Genomic DNA, 25,846 nt, shown 5'->3' with positions numbered 1-25,846 from the left:
CGCCACCGTCAGGTGGCGCCTTGAACGTCTACTTTTTTATATCCGATGTGCACCTATTTCTGCAAAGAAATTAATCTACACGCAAGGTTTGTAGCATCGACTCGGGTAGCGACAGATCATCGTTCTTATTCACTGAGATCCCAGCATCAATGATCGCGCGTGCAATATCCTTCGCCTCAGAGAGCGAATGCATTGCATAGGTGCCACATTGGTACTCATTCAGCTCAGGGATTTTATCTTGCGACGGTACCGTCAATACATCTTCCATCGCCGCTTCCCAAGCGCGACCCACATCACTTTCTTGTGGTTCACCAATCAAGCTCATATAAAAGCCAGTTCGGCATCCCATCGGGGAGATATCAATGATTTCAACATCCTTGCTGTTTAAGTGCTTGCGCATAAAGCCTGCAAACAAGTGTTCCAACGTATGGATGCCTTTTTCCGTCAAGATCTCTTCATTGGGTCGGCAAAAGCGCAGATCGAACACGGTGATCGTATCACCACCGGGCGTTTTCATCGTTTTAGCCACGCGCACTGCAGGTGCATTCATACGGGTATGGTCGACCGTAAAACTATCCAATAACGGCATTTTGCCCTCCTTTAATTCGTCACTGTGGCTTAGAAAGGCCACCAGCTCAGATTGTCCTCTAAACGTTGCCGACAGCCTTTAAGCTGCCAGCCATAGTCCTTGGCTTGCTGCTCTACTTTTCGCGCGACGCGTTTGAGTCCGGGTTTACGCTCAAAAGAGCCGCGCTGAAAACCGCCGCGTCCTTCATGGTAAGCCAAATATTGTCGGTACACATCCCATTTAGACACACCGAGTTGACGATAGGTTTCGTTGGTGTACCAACCAATAAATTGCAATGCATCATCGAAGTTGGTGCGCGAGCCGCCATTACCGGTTGCCTTTTGATAGTCCGACCATGCTGGGTCTTGCGCTTGTGCATACCCATAGGCACTACTCACTCGTCCCCAAGGCAAAATGCCTAGGACATAATCGCGAGGCGGCAAAGCATCATGGACAAACGCACTCTCTTGTTTCACGAAGGCCATCGCGACTTGGATGGGTGTTCCCCACGTCTTTTCCATCTCCACCGCCGCTTCAAACCAATCTGGATTCTGATCAAAAATCGCACATAGGTTATTTGGATTATCCGGCGGGGGCGTTGCACAGCTAGACAGCAATAATACCGCCCCTGGTGCCGCGAAAATTCGGCTAAAACGCACCCAAGTCATCCTCCGATTTACCAGCTTTCTGCCATTGGCACATCTTTGAAATAGTCTTTCAAGAAGGCCTCAAAGCTGAGAGTGTCACTGGCTTCGACATCTTTTTGACGGGCGATACTGGCATCTGCTTCTTGCAAAAATTCCGCATCACTGTGGACACGATAGTCATCGCCTCTAAGCGCTGTCTTGTGCGCACTGGCTAACCCTAAGCCCACATTACCAATACCACCTTGGGCAATAATATCGGCAAGCAAGCGCCCAGAGAGGGTGAGTTCTGGGTTGTCAAAACAGGCCATCATTTTATCACAGACGGTTTCGTAGCGATTATCACCCACCGCTCGGTCCATCACGACAGCCAATTGTTTGAGCTCAGCCATCACTTGTAACCCCCACTCCGCTTGTGTGCGCTGATGGCCGTCACATCCGGTGGTCAGCAATAAGCCTGGCTTACGTCCCTCAATCACGATCTTGTTCCAGTTCTCGCGCCAGCAGTTGAGCTCCGCATCCGTCATCGGATCTGACGGTGAGAGCGCACACCAACTCACAAAGAGATCCAAGAAATGGATTTGGTCTTGTTCAATGCCAACCGGACTGTAAGGGTTAACATCTAGCGAGCGCACTTCAATGTACTCCACACCGGCACGATCTAGCGCTTCTGTGGGCTTTTCGCCACTTTGTGCATTGCGTTTCGGGCGGATAGGCGCATAGAGTTCATTCTCTATCTGCAAGACATTGGTATTGAGCTGGCGATAGCTGTCACCATCACGGATCCCAAGTTTGGCAAACTCGTGCGAAGGGGTGCGAATTGCACTGCGCAGTCCTTCCAAATATTGCTCAAGGGTATTAAAGCCTATTTTTAGCTCGGCTTGTGCGTTGTTGGTATAGCCTAAATCACTGAGACGCAATGAGGTTGCATACGGCAAATAACAGGTGCCTGAGGGCAAATGCTCAAACGGCAAGCGGGTTTGTGCATGCTTGATAAAGGTGCCACACAAGGCAGGCGATGCGCCAAACAAATACGGGATCATCCAACCGTGACGGTAGTAGTTACGGATAAGATCAAAGTAGCCTTGCGTCACTTGAGCTTGCGTCACAGAGCCCGTGTGGTAAAGGTGCTGCCAAAACGTCTCCGGGAGGGAGATGTTAAAATGTACCCCAGAGATCACTTGCATCACACTGCCATAGCGATGTTTGAGCCCTTGGCGATACAGTGTTTTCATCCGGCCGATATTCGAGCTGCCATATTGTGCCAAGGTAATATCGTCTTCAGAGGCGACCACACATGGCATAGACATGGGCCATAGCTGCTCGTCACCCATTTGCTTATAAGTAAAACGGTGAATGTCTTGCAGCTCATCGAGCATTCCGTTGACCGATGTATTGACAGGCGTAATAAATTCCAACAAAGACTCCGCAAAGTCCGTGGTGATCCATCGATGCGTTAGCGCTGAGCCAAGTGCATCTGGATGCGGCGTCTGAGCCAAGTGTCCGGTCGGCGTGATCCGTAAGGCTTCACGCTCCAGTCCTCGGCCAATCCCCTTTAATGCTTCTGGGTTTTGCGCCAAACGCGCTAACCGCTGGGTGAAATCAGTCAAAACGTTTCTCTTATCTTTGTGCTGCGTGACGGGTTAGGATAAACAAGCTATCACTCAAAAGCCATCACGCAGCGACGTGTGTTTACTCGAGGCGGCGTTAGCGATACTCAAGCATAAGCGGTTTCACCGGCAAACCAAGCGCTTTCAGCTCTGGCGCAAGCTGTTCGGCATCTCCAACGACGATGATTTGGTAGTCATTCGGATTAAACCAACGTCTCGCCGCCTGATTTAAGCGTTCAAGATCAATCGTTTGAATGATCGCTTGCTGCTCATCGCGGTAGTTGTCGGGCAAGCCAAATTCCTCAACATGGGCAATTAAACCTGCCTTTTCCCACGGAGTTTCATAGCTCAGCGCATCTTGTTGCCCGCTCGATTGGCGCAGGTAAGCGAGCTCTTGCGGTGTGAAACCGTTTTCCGCCGAATTGGCCATTTCCTGCCAAAGCTGGTTGATTGCATCAACCGTCGCGTCCGCACGGACATCAGCATCAAACTCAATGGTGCCGAGTTGACGCCCACTGTACACACCGCCACCGGCGCCATAGGTATAGCCTTTATCTTGGCGCAGGTTCTGATTAATACGGGAGTTAAAATTGCCGCCAAGGTTAAAGTTGGCCAGACGCGTGATAAACATCTCGCCGGTCGCATCATAAGGCATACCGTGGCGCACCATACGGATACTGGTTTGCGGCGCTTTCGGTTTATCTACAAGCCAAATTTGTGGCTGTTTTTCATCCCGAGGAACCGCGCGGGCGATTTGAGGCTGCGAACGAGGCGCCTCTTGCCACGGTGTCATTTGGTTCGCCAACGTCACGGCTTGATCGCGTGACACATCCCCCACGACCACGAGCTGGCTGCCTTTCAATACATAGTGTTGGCGATAAAACGCACGTACATCATCGATGGTCAGTGCCTCAATATCTTCCATTACGCCACCTCGTGGTGACCGGAATACCGCGTCTTGGAACAAGAGCTCTCGAGTAGCTTGGTCTGCAAGCCAGCTAGCATCATCGGCACGCGAGGCCATCCCTTCCAGCAGTTGCGCTTTCACCCGCATGAAGTCTTGCTCGGAGAAGGTAGGCGCACTTAACGCTTTGTGAACCAGTTGCAGGGTTTCATCCACATGTTTTTTGAGCGCGGTAATCGTGATATAGGTTTCATGCTCATCGGCTTCAATACTCGCCTGACTCCCCAATTGCTTCAAAGCTTGGGTTAACTCAGCCGCGGTCATCCCCGCCCCACCTTCGGTGACCATCTGGGCAGTAAGGTTGGCGAGACCACGCTTGTCATTCGGCTCCATTAAGGTGCCGGCAGGCAGGGTCATATATAGGGTGACAGTAGGGGTTTCGCGACTCTCCGTACCAGCGAGATGAATGCCATTATCGAGGTCCGCACGATAAATTTTCGGCACGTTCACCGTCACACTACCGGACGTTGGAGGCACTTGGGTGCGATCGATATTTTCCGGCGTACGACGGGGTGGCAGCTTCTCTTGTGAAGGCGCGACGCTTTGTGCGTAGTCGGGGCGCTGATACACAAAGTTAGCTGGCTTCGCCACCAAATCCGTGCGCTCATAAGGCACGACACTCAGATACACGGCAGGCTTACCTTTCACCCAGCGGTGGAAACTTTCCATCACGTTTTCAGGGGTCACCGCCTCAAGACGCGCTAAACGTGCTTCTAAGCGATTGGCATCACCAAATAAACTGAAGTCGCTGGCCAACTGCTCGACTTTACCGTCCACACTTTGCAGAGCGAAAATGTCATCCGCTTCAGTCATGGTTTTGATGCGGGCAATACTTGCCTTCGATACCCCTTGTTGTTCAAAGGTCGCAAGCGCGTCCATCAACAGGGTTTCAACCTCAGCCAATGATTGCTGCTGGCTACCTACACCATAAAGTTCAAACGTACAAGCAAGCTCACCGCAACGGTGAGAAGCGCCCGCGCTCAACAGCTTACCTGACTGCACCAAGGACTGATAAAGCAGGCTATCTCGATCTTGTCCAAGCACGCTAGCAAGCACACTCAAGCGGGTACTGTTATCTGTGTCTGGCGTGCCGGTTGGGAAAGTGATGACCAATACCGGTTGGGAGATTTGATCTTCCAAGGTCACATAGCGGTCCGCCTCGAGCGTGACGGGTTGTGGTTCAGGGTCAGCCACTTCTGGGCCAGCAGGAATATCACCGAAGTATTTGTTCACCCATGCCAGCGTTTGTTGTACATCAATATCTCCACCGATGGTCAAAGTGGCGTTGTTTGGTCCGTACCAGCGTAGGAAAAATTGTTTCAAATCGCCCACATCGACGCGATCAAGATCCTCGACATAGCCAATCACAGGCCAAGAATAGGGGTGTCCTTCAGGATAAAGCGCTTGATTAATGGTTTCATTAACACGGCCATAGGGCGCATTATCGATACGATAAGCGCGTTCGTTTTTCACCGTATCACGCTGCACTTCAAATTTACGTTGTGAGACAGCTTCTAGCAAAAAGCCCATTCGGTCCGACTCAAGCCATAGCACGCGCTCTAACTCATTGGCGGGAACGGTTTGATAGTACTGGGTGGTATCGCGATCGGTCGAGCCATTGTTATACCCCCCTACTTCTTTGATCCGTTTTCCATGATCATCTACATGCTTGGAGCCTTCAAACATCATGTGTTCAAAGAAGTGTGCAAAGCCCGATTTGCCTGGCTCTTCACGGGATGAACCGACGTGATAACGCATATCGACTTTCACCAAAGGATCGGAGTGGTCTTGATGCAACAGAACGGTCAGCCCGTTATCGAGACGAAACTCTTGATAAGGCACCTGTGCGCTGCCCTCAGGCGGCGACACGGTTTTAATCCAAGTAATACCTTCAGGGGTTGGCGTGGCTTGAGGGCCAAGTAACTGACACCCTGTCAATGAGGCAAGAACAAAAAACGAGACGAGCAATAAACGTTGCATATGATAATTTCCTACCCGGCTACCCAATGATATGACAAGACAAGAATAAGGTAGCGCGCTGTTTTTGCAGAAAAAATAACTAGCCAGCACCAAGACTGGCGTAAACGTAGCCACCCGGCGACGACACATAAGGGATCGCCAATGGCGGGCACCCAACTTAACAATAATGCGGCATAACCGTATCGCTTTAACCACGCCTGCGCGTGGCGATCCCAGCGCCGCTTCGGTTGATAGTCAGGTAACCAACGACCAATCGCATAGTTGGTCATACCGCCTAGCGTATTGCCCACACTGGCAATCGCAATAATGACACTTTCGGAGTAGCTATGGTGATGAAGTAAATACACCATATTGGCTTCAGAGCCACCCGGGAGCAAGGTGGCACTGAGAAAGCTGGTTGCAAACAACATAACCAGCGATGACCAATCGCCCATTCGACCGCATACTCCCCTATTGGTTCAGGCGTTTAGGCCCTGAATGACCACTCTTTTTATCCATTTATGCAGACGGCATTTCGAGGACGCGTTTACCACGCGTATGACCGTCTTCAAGGGCAATATGTGCTTGTGCAGCCTCCTCTAACGGATACACAGCCGCAATATCAATCCGTAAATCACCTTGGTCAAGCATGTCGAGTAGGCGCTGAGTTTGCCATGTATTGGGCTCCACCAGCATCCCCGTGGCTTTCAAGCCCCGCTCGGCCGCTGCTGAGGTGATCATATCGCGGGTATTGGTCGGCACGGTCACCACACGACCGCCAGTGCGCAAACTGGCGAGCGCATCAATCCCAGTTTCTCCCCCAACCAGATCAATCAGCACATCAAATTCACCATGAGCGGTCGCCCAATGGGTTTGGTGATAATCAACCGGTTTTGCATCAAGCTGACGCAAGAAATCATGATTGGACGACGACGCGGTCGCGTAAACATTCGCCCCGGTTCGAACCGCTAATTGCACCGCCAAGTGACCCACGCCACCGGCACCGGCCAAGATCAGTACTTTTTCGTCTACCCGTWATTGCGCGTGCTCGAGCGCTTGCCATGCGGTGAGGCCTGCTAGTGGTAAGGCAGCGGCATCTACCATAGGTACACTCGGTGGAACGGTCGAGAGTAATCCTGCGTCAGCTACTACGTACTGGCTATAACCGCCACCATCAGTGGGAAAGCCAATCATACCTGCAACGCGGTCGCCCACATCAAACTTGCTTTCGTTAGTGCCATTAGCCACCACAACACCCGCAACATCATATCCAGGCACCCAAGGCAATTTATCTTGGTTATGCTCTGCGGCCCAGCCGAGGCCTGCACGCGTTTTTGCGTCAATCGGATTCACACCTGCCGCTTTTACCTGAATCAGCACTTGTTCTTCAGACGGGGAGGGAATGGGACGATTAACGGCGGTTAACACCTCAGGTCCGCCAAATTGGGGGATCGCAAGAGATACATTGTTCGACATAAAGACTCCTTTCGCATGCCGTTGCCCGGTTGAGTCACCTGACTCATCGCTTCATAGCAAAGCACTGCGTAATCGCAAAGCGTAAACCTCTAGTCTTAACAAAAACGGCGATAGACACAATGCCTACCGCCGTTTTCTTTTCGCCTTTTCTCGTCACAAGACAGGGCATATTATCCGACCAACGCCAACAAGATACCCGCAGCCACCGCCGAGCCCAGCACACCGGCCACATTGGGCCCCATGGCATGCATTAATAAGAAGTTGTGTGGGTTGGCATCTAAACCAACTTTGTTGACAACCCTTGCCGCCATGGGCACTGCCGACACGCCTGCTGCGCCAATAAGCGGATTGATCGGATCGCGGCTAAAGCGGTTAAGCAGCTTTGCCATCAGCACGCCGGCGCCAGTCCCAATACTGAATGCCACAGCACCGAGTACCAAAATGCCTAACGTCTCAAACTGAAGAAACTTATCCGCTTCTAATTTAGAGCCCACCGCCAAGCCAAGGAAAATGGTGACAATGTTAATCAGCTCATTTTGCGCGGTGCCGGATAAGCGGTCGACAACCCCACATTCTCGCATCAAGTTCCCGAGGCAGAACATCCCGACCAGCGGTGTTGCCGACGGCAAGAACAAGATGGTCATCATTAATACCGCCAGCGGAAACAGCACTTTCTCAGTTTTCGACACATGGCGTAACTGCTTCATCTCGATTTGACGCTCATTTTCCGAGGTAAACAGCTTCATGATCGGAGGCTGAATAATCGGCACAAGCGCCATGTAACTGTAGGCGGCGACTGCAATGGCACCGAGCAAATCCGGCGACAGTTTGCTGGCGAGGAAGATTGCTGTCGGCCCATCCGCACCACCAATAATGGCAATCGAGGCGGCATCCTTGAGCGTAAATGCCATCCCGGGAACCAAGTTGAGCAAAATGGCGCCAAACAAGGTAGCAAAAATGCCAAACTGTGCCGCCGCACCCAATAGCAGCGTACGCGGGTTAGCAATCAGCGCGCCAAAATCGGTCATCGCGCCAACGCCCATAAAAATCAATAACGGAAAGACTCCGGTATCGATGCCGACATGATAGACGTAATAGAGCAAGCCGCCCGGCTCGTTAAATCCGGCATTAGGAATGTTAGCCAGTATCGCCCCGAACCCGATGGGCAAAAGTAACAAAGGTTCAAACCCACGGCGAATGGCCAAAAAGAGCAACAAGCAACCGACGGCGATCATCACAAGCTGAGGCCATTGGAAATTCGCCAAGCCCGTTTCTGACCACAAGATCATTAATCCTTCCATGTTGCCCTCTTACCCTAAGTGCAATAGCGGCATACCTACGGTCACCGCATCGCCTTCTTTTACTTGGACATCCTGAACTGTGCCTGCTTGCGCCGCTCGGACCTCGGTCTCCATTTTCATCGCTTCGAGCACAATCAATACATCCCCTTCTTGCACGTGCTCACCCGGTGATACCATCACTTTGAAGATGTTACCCGCCAAAGGAGCAGTGACGGGTTCGCCTTGTGGTTGAACGGCGCTAGGTTGAGGGGCTGATACCACTGGCGACGCGCTGGGCTGAATGTCCCCTAACGCGCCATCTGGACCTACATCTACGTTAAAGACTTGTCCATTCACACGCACGCTATAGGTTTCAATCTCGCCGCCTGACGTCGGCTTGGTGGCCACAGAGGCAGGCTCTGCTTCACCCGTTGGTGCCGGCTCAAAGGCATCGGGGTTGCCGCGATTTTGTAAGAACTTCCATCCCACTTGCGGAAATAACGCGTAGGTTAAGACATCATCGATTTTGTCGTCTGCCAAAGATACGTTTTCGGCGTCGGCTTTTTCAATCAGAGCCTGCGTGAGCGCATCCAGCTCAGGCGCTAATTTATCTGCAGGGCGGCAAGTAATCGGCGCTTCACCATCCAGCACTTGGGCTTGCAGCTTCGCATTGACTGGTGCGGGCGCTTTTCCATATTCGCCTTTAAGTAGCGCCGCCGTTTCTTTGGTAATGCTCTTATAACGCTCGCCAGTCAGAACATTAATCACTGCTTGCGAGCCGACAATTTGGGAGGTAGGTGTGACCAATGGAATATAACCGAGATCTTCACGTACACGCGGGATCTCATCGAGTACCTCATCCAAGCGGTCGGCCGCTCCTTGCTCTTTAAGCTGGCCTTCCATATTGGTGAGCATGCCGCCCGGCACTTGCGCGATCAGAATACGTGAGTCGACGCCCTTGAGCTGCCCTTCAAACTGCGCATACTTTTTCCGTACCGTTCGAAAATAGGCAGCCACAGATTCCAGCTTATTGAGGTCAAGCTGCGTATCGCGCTCTGTGTTCTCCAGCATCGCCACCACAGTTTCCGTTGGCGTATGACCATAGGTCTGGCTCATCGACGAAATCGCGGTATCTAACACATCGAGTCCTGCTTCAACGGCTTTAATGGCCGTTGCAGTTGATAAGCCAGTCGTGGCGTGACAGTGCAGCGATAAAGGGATATCACACGCCGATTTGATGCGACTCACCAGCTCATAGGCTTCATAGGGTTTTAGCAAGCCAGACATGTCTTTAATACACAGTGAATGACACCCTAAATCTTCCAATTGCTTGGCAAGATCTGTCCATGTGTCCAAGGTATGAACAGGGCTTGTGGTATACGAGATCGTTCCTTGTGCATGTGCCCCGACTTCTACCGCGGCACCGACCGCCGCTTTGAAATTGCGCACATCATTCATGGCATCAAAAATACGGAATACATCCATCCCGTTGGCGTGCGCACGTTCGACAAATTTATGCACCACGTCATCGGCATAGTGGCGATATCCCAGCAAATTTTGCCCACGTAACAACATCTGCATTGGCGTGTTCGGCATCGCCTTTTTCAGTTCGCGCAAGCGCACCCAAGGATCTTCCCCCAAGTAGCGAATACACGCGTCAAAGGTCGCGCCACCCCATGTTTCGAGTGACCAAAAACCAATTTGATCAAGCTCGGCGGCAATCGGCAACATATCGTCCAAACGCAGGCGCGTGGCAAACAACGACTGATGGGCATCACGAAGCACCACATCGGTAATAGCTAACGGCGTAGACATAACAAACTCCTTTTTTATATGTGCCTTACCACTCAACGCTGGCGTTGGCGATATTGCTGAACAGCGACAGTAATCGCAGCAATCACATCCGGGGATGTTCCCGGCTGAGCTTTAACGGGGGTAGACGCGACAGACGATGCTGGCGTAGGCGGGGTAGGATCGCCAAAGCGAGCAAGCTGACGTACCAGAAAAATCAGAATTGAAAGAAATACGAACACCACTGACATGCCGGTGAGCATGAGCATCAGTGCCTGTTCTAAAAGCGGGCCCAGTTCCATGGTTATCGTCCTTGTCACCTATTCCCCTGTAACGATGGTTTGATTCCTCACAGGGTTTAAAGGGGTATTTAATCGTTTGCGGTCAAAATACTAACTATTTGTACAAATGACAATCGATGTGTTGCGTTTTTGTTACCTTACAACGCGCGCCATCACCGCGCTAGACGCGATAACCTTAATTTGACGTTTACGTAAAGGTAAATATATAGATTACGCATTTTACGGTGAGTACTGAGGGTCTATCAGAATTGCGAGCTTGTCTATGCAAGGGCTTCGATGCGGGAATCAAAATGATTGTGCGAATTTTGGAAAAAACCTTTTTCTTCTCCACAGCCAATCGCGTTTAGCGTCTGATAAAAGGAGAAAGCGTTAATGAACGCATCACAAGGGTTTACCAGTAGGAAGGTCACATGAGCGAGAAAAACAGACTGAACGGTCGGTATTTACAATAACGATCGATGAGAGAATAACGCGAACTGCCGCAGTGGTGACGAGTAATAAGGAGAGATGGATTTGGGACTAAAGCAAAGAAATGGCGCGTCCGGGAGGATTCGAACCTCCGACCGCCTGGTTCGTAGCCAGGTACTCTATCCAGCTGAGCTACGGACGCGCTGACGGATTTGCATGATTGAAGATGGCGCGCTCGGGAGGATTCGAACCTCCGACCGCCTGGTTCGTAGCCAGGTACTCTATCCAGCTGAGCTACGAGCGCGTGTCTACAATCGGTTCATCCTGAACATCGTTTGCAATTCTTCCGTGAAGGGTGATGGCGCGTCCGGGAGGATTCGAACCTCCGACCGCCTGGTTCGTAGCCAAGTACTCTATCCAGCTGAGCTACGGACGCACATCAGTCTTACAAGGCAGGCTTGTAAGTCATGGCGGTGAGGGAGGGATTCGAACCCTCGATACGGCTACAAACCGTATACTCCCTTAGCAGGGGAGCGCCTTCAGCCACTCGGCCACCTCACCACAAGTAAATGGCGCGTCCGGGAGGATTCGAACCTCCGACCGCCTGGTTCGTAGCCAGGTACTCTATCCAGCTGAGCTACGGACGCACATCTATCTTGCTTGCAGCAACATGGCGGTGAGGGAGGGATTCGAACCCTCGATACGGCTACAAACCGTATACTCCCTTAGCAGGGGAGCGCCTTCAGCCACTCGGCCACCTCACCGTCGCTGCGGGGGCACATATTACTTTGAGCCACAAATATGTCAAACACTTTTCGGGCAAAAATCGCTTAGCCCCAAACAAATGGACAATTATCACCCAAAGGTCGGCTTTTTTGTTGGTTTATTGGTCGTTTAGACGTAATTATTCTGCAACTTTCTGGCATAAAAAAGGCCGACCTAGGTCGACCTTTTCTGCACTCAATTAGTAGTCGTTCTGACCACCGGCTGGGGTGCCTTTCTCTGCTTGTATACGCATGTAAATTTCTTCACGGTGTACAGAGACTTCTTTTGGTGCGTTCACACCGATGCGAACTTGGTTACCTTTCACACCCAAGACGGTGACGGTGACTTCATCACCAATCATCAAAGTTTCGCCAACACGGCGAGTCAAAATCAGCATTCTTCTACTCCTTGAGTATCAATCTTTTACTTATTCAATCAGTGTCTGAGCCAGATAACCCGCCTGCGTACCGGCCCGCTATCTGTGATCGTATGACCATTTCCCTGCTCGTGATGCTAATGCGACGGTTAAATAAACGCCGCAACACACACTATGGCTGAATTATCAGGCCATATCCAGAAAAGGGCAGAGAAATTTACTGTTTTATCATCATGCCGTTAGCGATGTTAGCGCTTGACCTGAGATAACAGTGTAAGAGAAATCTGTGTTGCACTGGTTGGCAAGGACGTAAAACCTAAGCCATATCACGTCTTCTCGCCAGCGCATTGCCTAAGGCGTTGCACTATACAGAATCAAAAAAAAAGTGCAATTATTAATCTAGATCACAAAAAAGGGTCGCCCATGGCGACCCTCTTGACTTTAACACTTAGCTGTGAGCTCGATTAGAGGCGCTCTGCCAGCCATGCATCGACAGATTGAATCGCTTGCGGTAATGCAGCCACATCACTGCCGCCCGCTTGCGCCATATCTGGGCGACCACCACCTTTGCCGCCGACTTGTTGCGCGACAAGGTTGACTAACTCACCGGCTTTGACTTTGCCAGTCAGATCTTTGGTCACACCGGCAATCAGACCGACTTTACCATCGGCAACGTTACCAAGCAGGACAATCCCGCTACCCATCTGGTTTTTCAAGTCGTCAACCATGCTACGCAGCGCTTTGTTATCTGCGCCATCGAGCTGGCTCACAAGCACTTTAACACCGTTAAGTTCTCGGACTTGATTGATAAGCCCGGCACTCTCTTGCGCCGCCAGTTTTTGCTTAAGCTGCTGAATTTGCTTCTCAAGCGCCTTGGCTTTACCGTGCGCATCGTCAAGCTTGGCTTCATAGTCAGCTTGTTGCTGATACACACGCTCAATCGCATCTTGTCCGGTGATCGCTTCAATGCGGCGTATACCCGCAGCAATGCCACCCTCAGAGGTGATCTTAAACAGGCCAATATCACCGGTACGGTTTGCGTGCGTCCCGCCACACAGCTCGATGGAGAAATCACCCATGGTCAGTACGCGTACTTTGTCATCGTACTTTTCGCCAAACAGAGCCATCGCCCCTTTTTGTTTGGCCGCATCGATATCCATCACATCAGTTTGCACGCTGTGGTTGGCGCGGATTTGCTCATTGACGATTCGCTCAACCGCTTTTAATTCGTCGTGACTGACCGCTTCTAGGTGCGAGAAGTCAAAACGCAATCCGTCTGGGCGAACCAACGAGCCTTTCTGTGCCACATGCTCACCTAAGACTTGACGCAGGGCTGCGTGAAGTAAGTGAGTGGCAGAGTGATTAAGTGCAATTGCTTGACGACGCGCGGCATCAACCTGCGCCTTCGCTGTGCTACCGACAAGCAGTTGTCCTTCTACTAAACTGCCGTAGTGAGCAATGGCCTGACCAACTTTTTGCGTATCTGTCACTGCAAAGCGGCCTTGCTCGGTAATCAGCACACCAGCGTCACCACATTGACCACCCGCTTCGGCATAGAAAGGGGTATGGTCGAGAATCACAACCGCATGATCACCCGATGCGAGCGTCTCAACAGGCGCCCCATCGACAAAGATCTCGGTAATGCTTCCTTCGCCCTCTGTGCCGGTGTAACCGCAGAAGTCTGAACCATGCTCCACTTTGATGGTTTGGTTGTAATCAGTACCGAACTGACCCGCTTCGCGCGCACGTTGGCGCTGTGCTTCCATCGCCGCTTCAAACCCGTCTTCATCGATGCGATAGCCACGCTCACGGGCAACATCATTGGTTAAATCAGCTGGGAAGCCATAGGTATCGTAAAGCTTAAAGACGGTTTCGCCGTCTAGCACATCACCTTGCACTTTATCCAAGGCCTCTTCCAGCATGACCATGCCACGCTCAAGGGTGCGACCGAAGTTTTCTTCTTCGATTTYAAGTACTTTTTCGACCATGGTTTGCTGCTCACGCAGCGCTTCGCCAGCCGTGCCCATAATCGCCGCCAAAGGGCCAACGAGCTTGTAGAAAAAGGCACCTTTCGCGCCCAGCTTATTGCCATGGCGCACCGCACGACGAATGATACGACGCAGCACGTAGCCGCGGCCTTCATTGGATGGCATCACGCCATCAACAATCAGGTACGCGCATGAACGGATGTGGTCTGCTACCACACGCAGCGATTGGTTACCCAAATCGTCGACGCCAATGTTGTCAGCCACTTGTTTGATCAGTTGCTGGAACACGTCAATTTCGTAGTTGGAATGAACGTTTTGCTTAATGGCCGCAATACGCTCGATACCCATACCAGTATCAACCGATGGCTTCGGCAAGTTTTCCATGGTGCCGTCAGCTTGACGGTTAAACTGCATGAAAACGATATTCCAGATCTCGATAAAACGGTCACCGTCTTCTTCTGGAGAACCTGGAGGTCCGCCCCAAATATGGTCGCCATGATCGTAGAAAATTTCAGAGCATGGGCCGCAAGGTCCAGTGTCACCCATTTGCCAGAAATTGTCTGACTCGTAAGGTTTACCGCCCTCTTTATCACCAATGCGCACGATACGATCAGCCGGTACACCGATAGTGTTGTGCCAGATATCGAAAGCTTCATCGTCGGTTTTATAAACGGTGACTAGTAGCTTTTCAGTCGGCAGGCCAATCGTTTCGGTCAGAAACTCCCACGCGTACTGAATCGCGTCTTGCTTGAAGTAATCGCCGAAGCTGAAATTACCTAGCATTTCAAAGAAGGTGTGGTGACGTGCTGTGAAGCCGACATTTTCTAAATCGTTGTGCTTACCGCCCGCTCGTACACAACGCTGCGCGGAGGTGGCGCGTGAGTAGTCACGTTTTTCGATCCCTAAAAAGGTATCTTTAAACTGGTTCATACCTGCGTTGGTGAACAAAAGCGTTGGATCATTGGCAGGCACGAGCGATGAGCTGGGCACAATCTGATGCCCTTTGCTTTCAAAGAACTTGAGAAACGCGGTGCGGATCTCATCAGTGCTCATATACATTGGCTAATCCTGATAATCGAGTGTTGCGTTAGCAACCGGTCGTGGTAATGACGCGATGGTAACATAATTTTATTTGCGCCATTGTAAACAACCGATCGCGTACGGAAAAGAGACAGTGCAGGATTCAGCGATAATTGATGAGGAATTTAGTCGTTGGAGAGCGCGTATTGGATTTGATCGAAGTTAAAGCCCCGTGATTGCAAAAAGCGCATCCGCTTGGCTTTGAGTTTTTGATCCGCCGGTGGGATCACACCATCAATATCGGCATATTTGCGCTGTGCGGTTTCTTTTGCCAAGGCAAACCAATCAATTTCAGCCGCTTGTTCTGCTTGAGAAAGTAACTCGCTATCGACCCCTTTACGCTTGGCATCTTGGCAGATGCGCAACCAGCCATGTTGTTTGCTGACCCCTTGGCGTAATAGGCTCGCCGCAAAACGGGCATCATCTAACCAACCACGCTCTAAGCAGGTTGYCAGGGTGCTTTCAATCGTTTCGCTATCAAAGTCACGCTGCTCAAGCTTTTGACGCAACTCTTGTACAGAATGATCGCGGCGGGCCAATAAGCCCACCGCAATCTCTTGGCACGATGACGACATTACAAATCGTCTTCTGTTTCTGCCTGCGCGTCAGCCTCTACCACTTCGTTATTCAATGCGGTTTGCAATAGCATTTCACGCAATGTGGTATCGAGCTCTTTCGCAATATGTGGATTTTCTTTGAGGTACTTACAGGCGTTAGCTTTACCTTGGCCAATTTTATCGCCTTTGTAGCTGTACCACGCACCCGCTTTCTCGACCAGCTTGTGCTTGACCCCGAGATCAATCAACTCGCCATGCAGGTTAATGCCTTGGCCATAAAGAATTTGGAATTCAGCTTGCTTAAAGGGCGCAGCGACTTTGTTTTTCACCACTTTCACACGGGTGTCGTTACCGACCACTTCGTCGCCTTCTTTGATCGCACCAATACGACGAATGTCTAGACGCACCGACGCATAGAATTTCAATGCGTTACCACCAGTAGTGGTTTCGGGGTTACCGAACATCACACCAATCTTCATCCGGATTTGGTTGATGAATACCATCAAGGTGTTGCTGTTTTTGATGTTAGCGGTCAACTTACGCATCGCTTGTGACAACATGCGTGCCTGAAGGCCCATGTGAGAATCACCCATCTCACCTTCAATTTCCGCTTTTGGTGTCAACGCCGCTACCGAGTCAATTACGATCATATCGACAGCACCGGAGCGGGTCAGTGCATCAGCAATTTCCAGCGCTTGCTCACCCGTGTCTGGCTGTGAAACCAAAAGATTATCAATATCGACACCCAACTTACGGGCGTAAACAGGGTCTAGTGCGTGCTCGGCATCGATAAACGCACAGGTTTTACCCATTTTTTGTGCTTCGGCAATCGCTTGTAGGGTCAGGGTTGTTTTACCCGATGATTCCGGACCATAAATTTCAACAATACGGCCAAATGGCAATCCCCCCGCCCCTAGCGCAATATCCAGAGACAATGAGCCGGTCGATACGGTTTCGATGTCCATGGTACGGTCATCGCCAAGGCGCATAATAGAGCCTTTACCAAATTGCTTTTCGATTTGTCCAAGCGCAGCGGCAAGCGCCTTTTCTTTGTTATCGTCCATTTCAGTCTCCAAGAAATAAAACTCAATCTATGCGACGAGAAAGCTGTCGTTAATGCGGTCAAGTATACTGTCCATTTATACAGTGTCTAGAGCTGATCAGAAAAAATCTGATGTGCCCCACAACCCAAACTCGTTACTGTAGCCGATTTAAAACATGACTAAGCGCGTGCGCAATGGTTTGTTCTCGCACTTGACGGCGGTGACCGTCAAAGTGACAAACTTCGGTCTCGGTTTCATCCTCTCGCCATGCCCACGCAAACCAGACGGTACCTACTGGCTTTTCTTCACTGCCTCCTGATGGCCCGGCCACGCCACTGACGGCAATCGCAATATCTGCGTTTGCATGCTCACGCGCACCCTCAGCCATCGCCGTCACCACAGGCTCACTCACTGCGCCATACTGCTCAAGCGCCATATCAGACACCTTCACTAAACGCTGCTTCGCGTCATTGCTGTAGGTCACGAAGGCTTGATGGAACCATTGTGAACTGCCTGCGACATCCGTCAGGCAATAGGCGATTCCTCCACCCGTGCATGACTCAGCGGTGGTGATGGTCAATTGTGCATCAGCCAGTACATCACCTAGCTGCTTTGCCAGTGAATATAAGTGGTCCACGCGTTTCTCCTTTTTCATGGCACCGAAATCCACATGACGTGGCTTTACCCTGTGCCCCGACATCACGTATTCTAAGCGGCCTTAACGTTCCATTTTGCAGGTCTAGTCGTGACAGTACAAGCGCTCGAAAAACACACGCCCATGATGCAACAGTATCTCAAGTTAAAAGCTCAGCACCCTGAGGAGCTGCTCTTTTACCGTATGGGAGATTTTTACGAACTCTTTTACGACGACGCTAAACGCGCTTCACAATTGCTTGATATCTCACTGACCAAGCGCGGTAGCTCAAATGGCGAGCCCATCCCAATGGCAGGCGTGCCTTACCATGCGGTAGAAGGATACCTTGCTAAGCTTGTCCAATTGGGTGAGCCCGTTGCCATTTGCGAGCAAATTGGCGATCCGGCCACCAGCAAAGGCCCAGTCGAGCGCCAAGTTGTGCGTATTGTCACACCCGGCACCGTTTCTGATGAAGCATTACTTAGCGAGCGAGTGGATAATTTAGTGGCCGCCATCATCGCCGATGATACTGGCTTTGGCTTTGCCACCTTAGATATTACGTCTGGCCGTTTTGTGTTGAGTGAACCACAAACACTAGAACAAATGCAGGCAGAGCTGCAACGCACTCAACCGGCCGAACTGCTCTATCCTGAGGATTTTTCCTACCCCGACCTGCTTTCGGTAAGCAAAGGCGCCCGCCGTCGCCCGATTTGGGAGTTTGACCTCGATACGGCACGTAGTCAGTTGACCGCCCAATTTGGCACCCGAGATCTGATTGGTTTTGGGGTGGAAGACTGCGCGCGCGGGCTCAGTGCCGCAGGCTGTTTGTTGCAATACGCCAAAGATACCCAGCGCACTGCCCTGCCTCATATTCGGGCGATTATCAAAGAACAACAAGACAGTGCGGTGGTGCTAGATGCTGCGACACGCCGCAACCTTGAGATCACCCAAAACCTTGCTGGCGGCCATGATAATACCTTGGCCGACGTACTGGATCGTACCACCACCCCGATGGGAAGCCGCTTGCTTAAGCGTTGGCTACACCAACCGCTCCGCGACCGAAGGGTACTTAATCAACGATTGGATGCGATAGAGACATTGCTTGATACTGGGCTTTATGGCGACCTCGCCGCCGAGCTCAAACCCGTTGGCGATATCGAACGCGTATTGGCACGCTTGGCGATGCGCTCTGCTCGTCCGCGCGATATGGCCCGTCTACGCACTGCGCTTGCACAGCTGCCGGCGATTCAGTCGCAGCTCAGTGAATTAAATCACCCTGCGTTTGCGCACTATGCTAAAGCAACCCTGCCTATGCCTGAGCTTACAGATTTGCTGACGCGTGCCATTGTCGATAACCCGCCGGTGGTGATCCGTGATGGTGGGGTCATCGCCCCCGGCTATCACGCTGAACTCGATGAATGGCGTGAGCTGTCTGACGGCGCATCGCGCTACCTTGAAGAGCTAGAACAGCGCGAGCGTGAAAAGTACGGCATTGATACATTAAAGGTCGGCTACAACCAAGTGCATGGCTTTTATATCCAGATTAGCCGCGCACAAAGCGATCGCGTCCCTGCGCATTACATTCGCCGTCAAACGCTTAAAAACGCGGAGCGCTATATCATTGCTGAGCTCAAAGAGCATGAAGACAAGGTGCTAAGCTCCAAGTCTACGGCTTTGGCGCTGGAAAAACGGTTGTGGGAAGAGCTGTTTGATTTATTGCTTCCTCACCTTGCTCAGTTGCAGGGTGCGGCTGAAGCGTTATCCGCCCTAGATGTGCTGTGTAATCTCGCCGAGCGCGCTGACACGCTCAATTATCACCGCCCTCAACTCAGTGACCAAGCCGGTGTGGAGATTGAAGCAGGTCGCCATCCGGTCGTCGAGCAAGTGATGACAGACCCCTTCATTCCTAACCCGATCTCACTGAGCCCTGAACGGCGTATGCTGATCATTACCGGCCCTAACATGGGGGGTAAGTCGACCTACATGCGCCAAACCGCGTTGATTGCTTTGTTGGCCCATATTGGTGCGTATGTGCCTGCCGACAGTGCCGTCATTGGACCGGTCGATCGCATTTTCACCCGCATTGGTGCGTCTGATGATCTCGCCTCAGGACGCTCCACCTTTATGGTAGAAATGACGGAAACGGCCAATATTTTGCACAATGCAACCGCACACAGTTTAGTCTTGATGGATGAAATCGGCCGTGGCACCAGTACCTATGATGGCTTATCACTGGCATGGGCCAGTGCTGAATGGCTGGCCGAGAAGATTCAAGCTATGACGCTGTTTGCCACTCATTATTTTGAGCTCACCGAACTACCGGGGCAAATGGCTGGCTTGGTGAATGTCCACCTAGACGCGGTGGAGCATGGTGATGAGATTGCCTTTATGCACGCTGTACAAGAAGGCGCGGCGAGTAAATCTTACGGGCTAGCGGTGGCAGGATTAGCTGGCGTCCCTAAACCGGTGATCCGCCGAGCCAAGCATAAGTTGGCTCAGTTAGAACAAAGTGGTCAACAAAAAGTTACTGGCGACACATCTAACAATCATGCCGAGCCAACACAGCTTCCTTTGCTCCCTGAGCCCAGTGAGCTCGATCAGGCTGTTGACGCGCTCAATCCCGATGAGATGACGCCTCGTCAAGCGCTTGATGCACTCTATGCACTCAAAGCCCTCCAACAGTCTCGCTAATCATCCAATAACGTATTAAAAAAGGACGGCACCTTGGCCGTCCTTTTTGTTTATAGCGATTAGTGCCGTTATTGCTCGACATTAAACAAAGATTCAATACTCAGTCCTTGCTGGGTCAGCATATCGCGCAGGCGACGCAATCCTTCTACTTGAATTTGACGCACGCGCTCACGGGTTAGACCGATTTCACGCCCCACATCTTCAAGCGTGGAGGCTTCATGACCAAGAAGGCCAAAGCGACGCGCCAACACTTCACGTTGTTTGGGATTTAGCTCTTGTAACCATTGCACGATCGACTTTTTCATATCGTCGTCTTGCGTGGTGTGCTCTGGACCATCTTGTTTTTCATCGGCGATGATATCCAGCAGCGCTTTTTCTKAGTCACCACCAATTGGGTTATCCACCGAGCCAATGCGTTCGTTCAAACGCAGCATACGATTGACATCTTCGACCGGTTTATCAAGTTGGGCCGCAATGTCTTCGGCAGTCGGTTCATGGTCCAATTTTTGCGCCAGTTCACGCGCCGTACGCAGATAGACATTCAGCTCTTTCACCACATGAATCGGCAAGCGAATAGTGCGCGTTTGGTTCATGATGGCACGCTCAATGGTCTGGCGAATCCACCATGTAGCGTAGGTAGAGAATCGGAAGCCTCGTTCTGGATCGAACTTTTCAACGGCGCGAATCAGGCCTAAATTGCCTTCTTCGACCAGATCCAATAGCGCAAGACCTCGGTTAGAGTAGCGTCGAGAAATTTTCACCACCAAGCGGAGGTTACTCTCGATCATGCGTTTACGCGCCACTTCGTCACCACGTAGGGCACGACGCGCATACAACACTTCTTCCTCGGCGGTCAGCAGGGGTGAAAAACCAATTTCACTCAAGTAGAGTTGTGTGGCATCTAGGGCTTTGGATGTCGCAGCGTGCTGTTGTACAGCCTCTTCAACCTCTTCGGCAACCTCTTCAACTTGCGCATCCAAGGTCTCGAAATCCACGTCTTGATCCAAGCCGTCCAGTTTTTTCGCGGTGTTAGTTTGGCTCATAGCGCCTCCCTTATGGCGTAGCAGCTAAGCAGAGCGCATCTCTGCTTTCACCGGCCCCGTCACACTGGTGGCTTGACGATATCACGCCTTTGTAGCGCTATCGCTTAGGCAAATAATGCAACGGATTGACCGATTTTCCTTTGTAGCGAATCTCAAAATGCAACCGAACACTGTTTGTACCTGTACTGCCCATTGAAGCTATTTTCTGCCCCTTTTTGACAGACTGGCCTTCTGAAACCAAAAACCTGTCATTATGTGCATACGCACTCAGGTAATCATCATTGTGTTTCACTATTATTAATTTGCCGTAACCTCGAAGCGCGCTTCCGGCGTACACGACCTTTCCATCTGCCGCTGCCTGAATGCTTTGTCCTCGTTGTCCAGCAATATCTATGCCTTTATTGCCTCGCTCAGTGCTAGAAAATCGCGACACCATCCGGCCTTTGCTTGGCCATTGCCAGCTTATCTGTTGGTTGGATGAGCTAGCGGTCGACTTGTTAACAGCTTGTTTACTTTTTTGTTTAGTTCGACTGTACTCCGAGGCTGATTGGGCTTCAACTGCTTTTTGCTGCGAAGTCGTCGTTTTTGCCTTCTTTTCTTGACCGAATTTACCATTTTCGGTGTTTTTACTAGAAGATACTGCTATGGCAGCAGATTTTGCAGCTGAACTTGTGGCAGAGGCCACATTCGTTGCCCCTGAGGTGGACTTTGCCACGTCCGGGCGCTGATAAGCAGGCTTCCACAACGCTAAGGTTTGACCCGGATAAATGGTGTAAGGCGGTTGGAGGTTGTTATGCTTGATGATGTCGTCAATATCACGATCGGTGATGTAGGCGATATAGTAGAGCGTATCGCCTTTCTTCACTTCGTAGTAGCTACCGCGGTAGCTGCCTCTATCGACACTGGAGTAGTCAGGCGTCACACTAGATACGGGCGCCGGGCCATGCCAAGCACACCCAGAAAGTATGACTACTGATAAAAGAAAAAACGCGATTTTCATCTGTTTTTAGTTTCTACTCCATAGATAGCGTAGTTAGGCCAGTTCACCGGCAACAAGAGGCACAAAACGCACCGATTCAATCGTTTCGGTCAGAAACTCTTCGCCCTGCCTTGTCACCTTGATAAGCGTTTGCTGGTGCTCTCCAACGGGGATTAACATCACGCCGCCTTCTGTCAGCTGTTGGCATAATGCATCTGGAATACGCTCTGCCGCCGCGGTGACAATAATCCCATCATAAGGGCCTTTCGCCGGCCAGCCTTGCCAACCATCGCCGTGCTTGGTGGCCACATTATAAATATCGAGCTGCTTGAGGCGTCGCTTGGCGAGCATTTGCAGCTGCTTAATCCGTTCAACGGAATAAACCTGATCCACCAGCTGAGCAAGAATCGCCGTTTGATAGCCAGAGCCGGTTCCTATTTCCAAAATGCGACTGTCGCGTCGCAAATTGAGCAATGTTGTCATCTTAGCCACAATATAAGGTTGTGAAATAGTTTGTCCCCACCCAATCGGTAACGCATTGTTTCCGTATGCTTGGTGAGTCATGGCTTCAGAAACAAACAGGTGCCGAGGCACGGCTTGCATTGCATCTAGAACGCTTTGGTTATCAATACCTTGTTGCTGCAAAAATTGAATAAGTGATTGCGCTTGACTCAACGTCTGCTTCCTTTATCACTGAGTATTAATCGAACGAAATAGGCTGGCGCGTTAAGTTCGCCAGCCTGTTTTCAGCAGTTATTCCGCTAACCACTGAGAAAACGCTCCGAGCGTGTCGTGAGCGGTAAGATCCACTTGAAGCGGCGTAATAGAAACGTATTGCTCCGCTATGGCGTGAAAATCCGTGCCCGGCCCAGCATCTTGCGTTTTTCCGGGCGCACCGATCCAGTATATGGGTTTCCCACGCGGATCGCCTTGTTTTATCACATCTTCGGCATGATGACGGGCACCAAGACGAGTCACTTTCCATCCTTTTAACGCATCAATCGCCACATCCGGCACATTGATATTAATCAGACGGTGACTGGGCGCGGCATGGCGTTGGTTTTTAGCCAAAAACTGCTTAACCACATGGGCGGCGGTATCAAAATGCTGATGACCACATAATGAAACCGCGATCGCAGGGGCGCCGAGAAAGAACCCTTCCGTGGCCGCGGCAACGGTGCCAGAGTAAAGCACATCATCGCCCAAGTTTGCACCGTGGTTAATTCCAGTGATCACGAAGTCAGGTTGCCACGGAACCAATTGATTCAGAGCTAAATGTACCGAGTCAGTGGGCGTACCTTGCACCGCAAAACGCCCGGGACCTAGTTCACGAACCCGCAGCGGATTTTCAAGCGTTAATGAATTCGACGCGCCCGAACAATTTCGATCCGGTGCAGCGACCACCACCTCGGCTATCTCACTCAATGCATGAGTGAGCGTTTGGATCCCTTGCGCGTGGTAGCCATCATCATTACTGATCAGTATGCGCATCCTGCTCTCCTTGTTCTTGTTGGCTAATCAGCTCACGCATCACTGTGGTGGCGAAAGCGCCGGCAGGCAGAGAAAAACGCACACACACGCTGTCTGTATCTAGTTCCCACGTCATGTTTTGCGGTAGCAAGCAGATCTCTCGACGGTCATGGCGCATGCGGTTATTGCGGATCACCGCCAGCAGGTCCGGCTCTTTATCGAGAATCGCCTGCTCAAACTGCTGTGCATTGTCTGTGGTAGGCAGTGCGTTGTCACCGGTCAGAGGGGCGGTAATACGCATCCCTTCAACGCCGGCTTGGTTGCAGGCGACCAGTTGGTCGGCATCGTCAACGCACAGATCACCCGCCAGTGTTTGGCTAAAACAGCCTGCCTCGAGACGTGCTGAAACCACGTGATTAAACAGCAATGAACGCGCCGCAGAGAGGTAAAAACTGCGCTTACTTTTATCTTTTACCTTGCGCTCACCGCGTCCCCATGCTCTCGCTGCGTCAAGGTTGTTCCCTTCTCGGCCGAAACGCTGCTCACCAAAGTAATTAGGTACGCCTTGGCTTGCAATCGCCTCTAAGCGCGGCACCAACGCACTCGGATTGGCCAGGGCGCGGATCTGTAGTACAAAATCATTCCCGATAAGATCACCGGGCCGCAGTTTTTGATGGTGGCGAGCGGTCGCTTCAATGCTCAGTACGCCGGGATGCGTGGCGACAAACTCGTTCAAATCAGGATCGGCTTTGCCCGGTAATTGTACGCTGAACCACTGCTCGGTCACCGCATGCCTATCTTTCAGGCCCGCCCAACTTACTTGTCGTGATGGCACACCGCATGCTTTAGCCAGCTCATTGGCCACATAGCGCGTATTCTCGCCACGCTTTTTGATTCGCACTAGGAAGTGTTCACCGGCTCCCGACGGGGTAAAACCGAGGATTTCCGAGACGTAAAAGTCGTCTGGCGAGTGTTTGATTTGGCCGGATTGAGTCGGCTGGCCATGCATATAAGCCAAGGGAGCAAGTACGTCTGTCATAGCGTCTCTTTTGTTAATAGCACAACGGCTTCACAAGCAATGCCCTCTTTACGACCGGTAAAACCGAGTCGCTCTGAGGTGGTTGCTTTTACATTAATGGCATCGATGGGGGCTTTTAGATCATCAGCAATCGCCGCACACATGGCAGGTATATGTGGGCCCATCTTGGGCGCTTGGGCGATGATAGTGATATCTGCATTGCCCAAACGATAGCCTTTGTCTTGTACTTTGCGGTAAACGTCGCGCAGCAACATACGGCTGTCCGCGCCTTTCCATTCATCACTGGTATCTGGGAAGTGCTGGCCAATGTCACCGGCCGCAATCGCGCCCAACAATGCATCACACAGGGCGTGCAGTGCCACATCACCGTCCGAGTGCGCAAGCAACCCTTGCTCATAAGGCACAGCGACACCACCAATGATCACCGGGCCATCACCACCAAATTTGTGTACATCAAACCCATGTCCAATTCGCATCATGATTTGCCTTCTTGTTGCGATAAGTAAAACTCGGCCAGCACCCTATCTTCAGGATGCGTCACTTTAATATTGCTGGCACTGGCAGGAACTAATAGCGGATGGCCGCCCGCCGCCTCAATCGCCGACGCGTCATCGGTTACCTGATCACCTGCGCTTGCCAATGCCGCTTTTAAGTGCAGGGTGGGGAACATTTGAGGCGTCAAGGCATGCCACAGTGCCTGTCTGTCGACAGTCTGTGCAATACAGCCATCCGGCTGTGCCCGCTTCATGGTATCGCGAACCGGAGCAGCTAAGATTGCGCCGTCAGAATGGCTTTGGGCAGCGTGAATCAACGCATCGATGTCATTGTGAGTGACGCAGGGACGTGCTGCATCATGCACCATCACCCAACGGGTCTGTACCGCCTCAAGCCCTGCTTGTACCGATTGCGCGCGCGTCGCTCCGCCTGTGACGACGGTAATATCCGGATGTTCACCCAGTCCGGTCTCAGCAAAATAGCCATCGTTCTCACCGATCGCGATAATCACGCGGTCAATCGCAGCATGGCTTAGCAGGCGTTCAACGGTGTGGGTGATTAAAGGCTTACCTGCAAGGTGTAAATACTGCTTTGGACAGTCAGCCTGCATGCGACTGCCTACCCCAGCGGCGGGCACCACCGCTGTAATTCCTGGTTGCAAAGAGGCTTTTTCTACCACGCGTT

22 protein-coding genes and 6 tRNA genes are annotated in these 25,846 nt (G+C 51.5%); 1 reads left to right on the top strand and 27 read right to left on the bottom strand.

From position 1 onward, the window contains the following. Positions 1-70: 70 nt before the first annotated feature. The 20 genes from luxS to BZJ19_RS06680 all read right to left on the bottom strand — a co-directional run bounded on the left by luxS (position 71) and on the right by BZJ19_RS06680 (position 17,448). The gene (gene luxS, locus BZJ19_RS06775) at positions 71-589 is read right to left on the bottom strand and encodes an S-ribosylhomocysteine lyase (protein WP_077675052.1); all 519 of its coding nucleotides are present in this window, start codon (positions 587-589) and stop codon (positions 71-73) included. Between the two features lie 29 nt (positions 590-618). Beyond that, a complete protein-coding gene (locus tag BZJ19_RS06770) occupies positions 619-1,236 on the bottom strand; it encodes a transglycosylase SLT domain-containing protein (protein WP_077675051.1) in 618 nt (205 codons plus the stop codon). An 8-nt stretch (positions 1,237-1,244) separates the two neighbouring features. After that, positions 1,245-2,822: a glutamate--cysteine ligase gene (gshA, locus tag BZJ19_RS06765; RefSeq protein WP_077675050.1), complete on the bottom strand. Its 1,578-nt coding sequence runs from the start codon at positions 2,820-2,822 to the stop codon at positions 1,245-1,247. A 97-nt stretch (positions 2,823-2,919) separates the two neighbouring features. Then, positions 2,920-5,766 carry a M16 family metallopeptidase gene (locus tag BZJ19_RS06760; protein ID WP_077675049.1) on the bottom strand — a complete coding sequence of 949 codons (2,847 nt, stop codon included), beginning with the start codon at positions 5,764-5,766 and terminating at the stop codon, positions 2,920-2,922. 11 nt (positions 5,767-5,777) lie between these two features. Beyond that, a complete protein-coding gene (locus BZJ19_RS06755) occupies positions 5,778-6,200 on the bottom strand; it encodes a YqaA family protein (protein ID WP_077675048.1) in 423 nt (140 codons plus the stop codon). A 64-nt stretch (positions 6,201-6,264) separates the two neighbouring features. Beyond that, entirely contained in the window at positions 6,265-7,221 is a 957-nt protein-coding gene (locus BZJ19_RS06750) for an NADP-dependent oxidoreductase (protein ID WP_077675047.1), read from the bottom strand. 170 nt (positions 7,222-7,391) lie between these two features. Further along, positions 7,392-8,522: a sodium ion-translocating decarboxylase subunit beta gene (locus BZJ19_RS06745; protein WP_077663001.1), complete on the bottom strand. Its 1,131-nt coding sequence runs from the start codon at positions 8,520-8,522 to the stop codon at positions 7,392-7,394. A 9-nt stretch (positions 8,523-8,531) separates the two neighbouring features. Next, positions 8,532-10,316, bottom strand: a complete 1,785-nt coding sequence (oadA, locus tag BZJ19_RS06740; RefSeq protein WP_077675046.1) for a sodium-extruding oxaloacetate decarboxylase subunit alpha — start codon at positions 10,314-10,316, stop codon at positions 8,532-8,534. A 32-nt stretch (positions 10,317-10,348) separates the two neighbouring features. Next, the gene (locus BZJ19_RS06735) at positions 10,349-10,594 is read right to left on the bottom strand and encodes an OadG family protein (protein WP_077675045.1); all 246 of its coding nucleotides are present in this window, start codon (positions 10,592-10,594) and stop codon (positions 10,349-10,351) included. 533 nt (positions 10,595-11,127) lie between these two features. Continuing rightward, positions 11,128-11,204 (bottom strand) — tRNA-Arg (locus BZJ19_RS06730). Positions 11,205-11,229: 25 nt separating this feature from the next. Further along, a tRNA-Arg gene (locus BZJ19_RS06725) sits at positions 11,230-11,306 on the bottom strand. 55 nt (positions 11,307-11,361) lie between these two features. Continuing rightward, positions 11,362-11,438 (bottom strand) — tRNA-Arg (locus BZJ19_RS06720). 32 nt (positions 11,439-11,470) lie between these two features. Then, positions 11,471-11,563, bottom strand: a tRNA-Ser gene (locus BZJ19_RS06715). A 9-nt stretch (positions 11,564-11,572) separates the two neighbouring features. After that, positions 11,573-11,649: transfer RNA gene (locus tag BZJ19_RS06710), tRNA-Arg, on the bottom strand. A gap of 24 nt (positions 11,650-11,673) precedes the next feature. Further along, positions 11,674-11,766 (bottom strand) — tRNA-Ser (locus tag BZJ19_RS06705). Between the two features lie 200 nt (positions 11,767-11,966). Next, positions 11,967-12,164 (bottom strand): carbon storage regulator CsrA, encoded by a 198-nt coding sequence (gene csrA / locus BZJ19_RS06700; RefSeq protein ID WP_069591103.1) that lies wholly within the window; start codon positions 12,162-12,164, stop codon positions 11,967-11,969. A gap of 443 nt (positions 12,165-12,607) precedes the next feature. Then, positions 12,608-15,190 (bottom strand): alanine--tRNA ligase, encoded by a 2,583-nt coding sequence (alaS, locus tag BZJ19_RS06695; protein WP_077675044.1) that lies wholly within the window; start codon positions 15,188-15,190, stop codon positions 12,608-12,610. Positions 15,191-15,336: 146 nt separating this feature from the next. Further along, positions 15,337-15,786, bottom strand: a complete 450-nt coding sequence (locus BZJ19_RS06690) for a regulatory protein RecX (RefSeq protein ID WP_235608162.1) — start codon at positions 15,784-15,786, stop codon at positions 15,337-15,339. Then, the gene (gene recA / locus BZJ19_RS06685) at positions 15,786-16,832 is read right to left on the bottom strand and encodes a recombinase RecA (RefSeq protein WP_069591106.1); all 1,047 of its coding nucleotides are present in this window, start codon (positions 16,830-16,832) and stop codon (positions 15,786-15,788) included. The genes BZJ19_RS06690 and recA overlap by 1 nt, the downstream gene beginning before the upstream one ends. 133 nt (positions 16,833-16,965) lie before the next feature. Then, complete coding sequence (locus BZJ19_RS06680; protein ID WP_077675043.1) at positions 16,966-17,448, bottom strand: CinA family protein; 483 nt, start codon at positions 17,446-17,448, stop codon at positions 16,966-16,968. Between the two features lie 141 nt (positions 17,449-17,589). Here BZJ19_RS06680 and mutS point away from each other — a divergent pair, with 141 nt between their 5' ends. Next, entirely contained in the window at positions 17,590-20,136 is a 2,547-nt protein-coding gene (mutS, locus tag BZJ19_RS06675; RefSeq protein ID WP_201249180.1) for a DNA mismatch repair protein MutS, read from the top strand. Positions 20,137-20,204: 68 nt separating this feature from the next. Here mutS and rpoS read toward each other — a convergent pair whose 3' ends face one another. The 7 genes from rpoS to ispD form a co-directional block, all read right to left on the bottom strand. Then, a complete protein-coding gene (gene rpoS, locus BZJ19_RS06670; protein ID WP_077675041.1) occupies positions 20,205-21,179 on the bottom strand; it encodes an RNA polymerase sigma factor RpoS in 975 nt (324 codons plus the stop codon). A 97-nt stretch (positions 21,180-21,276) separates the two neighbouring features. Continuing rightward, a complete protein-coding gene (nlpD, locus tag BZJ19_RS06665; RefSeq protein WP_077675040.1) occupies positions 21,277-22,179 on the bottom strand; it encodes a murein hydrolase activator NlpD in 903 nt (300 codons plus the stop codon). Between the two features lie 33 nt (positions 22,180-22,212). Continuing rightward, positions 22,213-22,833, bottom strand: coding sequence for a protein-L-isoaspartate(D-aspartate) O-methyltransferase (locus BZJ19_RS06660; protein ID WP_069591116.1), 621 nt, complete (start codon positions 22,831-22,833; stop codon positions 22,213-22,215). A 78-nt stretch (positions 22,834-22,911) separates the two neighbouring features. Next, positions 22,912-23,649 (bottom strand): 5'/3'-nucleotidase SurE, encoded by a 738-nt coding sequence (gene surE, locus BZJ19_RS06655; RefSeq protein ID WP_077675039.1) that lies wholly within the window; start codon positions 23,647-23,649, stop codon positions 22,912-22,914. Further along, a complete protein-coding gene (gene truD, locus BZJ19_RS06650; protein ID WP_077675038.1) occupies positions 23,630-24,667 on the bottom strand; it encodes a tRNA pseudouridine(13) synthase TruD in 1,038 nt (345 codons plus the stop codon). Before truD ends, surE begins: the two co-directional genes overlap by 20 nt. Then, entirely contained in the window at positions 24,664-25,143 is a 480-nt protein-coding gene (gene ispF / locus BZJ19_RS06645) for a 2-C-methyl-D-erythritol 2,4-cyclodiphosphate synthase (protein ID WP_102136111.1), read from the bottom strand. The genes truD and ispF overlap by 4 nt, the downstream gene beginning before the upstream one ends. Further along, on the bottom strand, positions 25,143-25,841 hold the full coding sequence (gene ispD, locus BZJ19_RS06640; protein WP_077675036.1) for a 2-C-methyl-D-erythritol 4-phosphate cytidylyltransferase: 699 nt from the start codon (positions 25,839-25,841) through the stop codon (positions 25,143-25,145). The genes ispF and ispD overlap by 1 nt, the downstream gene beginning before the upstream one ends. Positions 25,842-25,846 lie beyond the last annotated feature (5 nt).

The organism is Salinivibrio proteolyticus, assembly GCF_001996165.1.
In the GTDB taxonomy this organism is placed as follows: domain Bacteria; phylum Pseudomonadota; class Gammaproteobacteria; order Enterobacterales; family Vibrionaceae; genus Salinivibrio; species Salinivibrio proteolyticus.
Note: the sequence above shows the minus strand (reverse complement) of the source record. Positions and strands in the feature narration are given on the sequence as shown.

Coding starts and splice junctions, on each gene's coding strand:
- BZJ19_RS06745 (WP_077663001.1), bottom strand. CDS start 8,522: ATGGAAGGATTAATGATCTTGTGGTCAGAAACGGGCTTGGCGAATTTC.
- nlpD (WP_077675040.1), bottom strand. CDS start 22,179: ATGAAAATCGCGTTTTTTCTTTTATCAGTAGTCATACTTTCTGGGTGT.
- recA (WP_069591106.1), bottom strand. CDS start 16,832: ATGGACGATAACAAAGAAAAGGCGCTTGCCGCTGCGCTTGGACAAATC.
- BZJ19_RS06760 (WP_077675049.1), bottom strand. CDS start 5,766: ATGCAACGTTTATTGCTCGTCTCGTTTTTTGTTCTTGCCTCATTGACA.
- luxS (WP_077675052.1), bottom strand. CDS start 589: ATGCCGTTATTGGATAGTTTTACGGTCGACCATACCCGTATGAATGCA.
- BZJ19_RS06755 (WP_077675048.1), bottom strand. CDS start 6,200: ATGGGCGATTGGTCATCGCTGGTTATGTTGTTTGCAACCAGCTTTCTC.
- ispF (WP_102136111.1), bottom strand. CDS start 25,143: ATGCGAATTGGACATGGGTTTGATGTACACAAATTTGGTGGTGATGGC.
- mutS (WP_201249180.1), top strand. CDS start 17,590: ATGATGCAACAGTATCTCAAGTTAAAAGCTCAGCACCCTGAGGAGCTG.
- BZJ19_RS06735 (WP_077675045.1), bottom strand. CDS start 10,594: ATGGAACTGGGCCCGCTTTTAGAACAGGCACTGATGCTCATGCTCACC.
- oadA (WP_077675046.1), bottom strand. CDS start 10,316: ATGTCTACGCCGTTAGCTATTACCGATGTGGTGCTTCGTGATGCCCAT.
- csrA (WP_069591103.1), bottom strand. CDS start 12,164: ATGCTGATTTTGACTCGCCGTGTTGGCGAAACTTTGATGATTGGTGAT.
- truD (WP_077675038.1), bottom strand. CDS start 24,667: ATGACAGACGTACTTGCTCCCTTGGCTTATATGCATGGCCAGCCGACT.
- BZJ19_RS06770 (WP_077675051.1), bottom strand. CDS start 1,236: ATGACTTGGGTGCGTTTTAGCCGAATTTTCGCGGCACCAGGGGCGGTA.
- surE (WP_077675039.1), bottom strand. CDS start 23,649: ATGCGCATACTGATCAGTAATGATGATGGCTACCACGCGCAAGGGATC.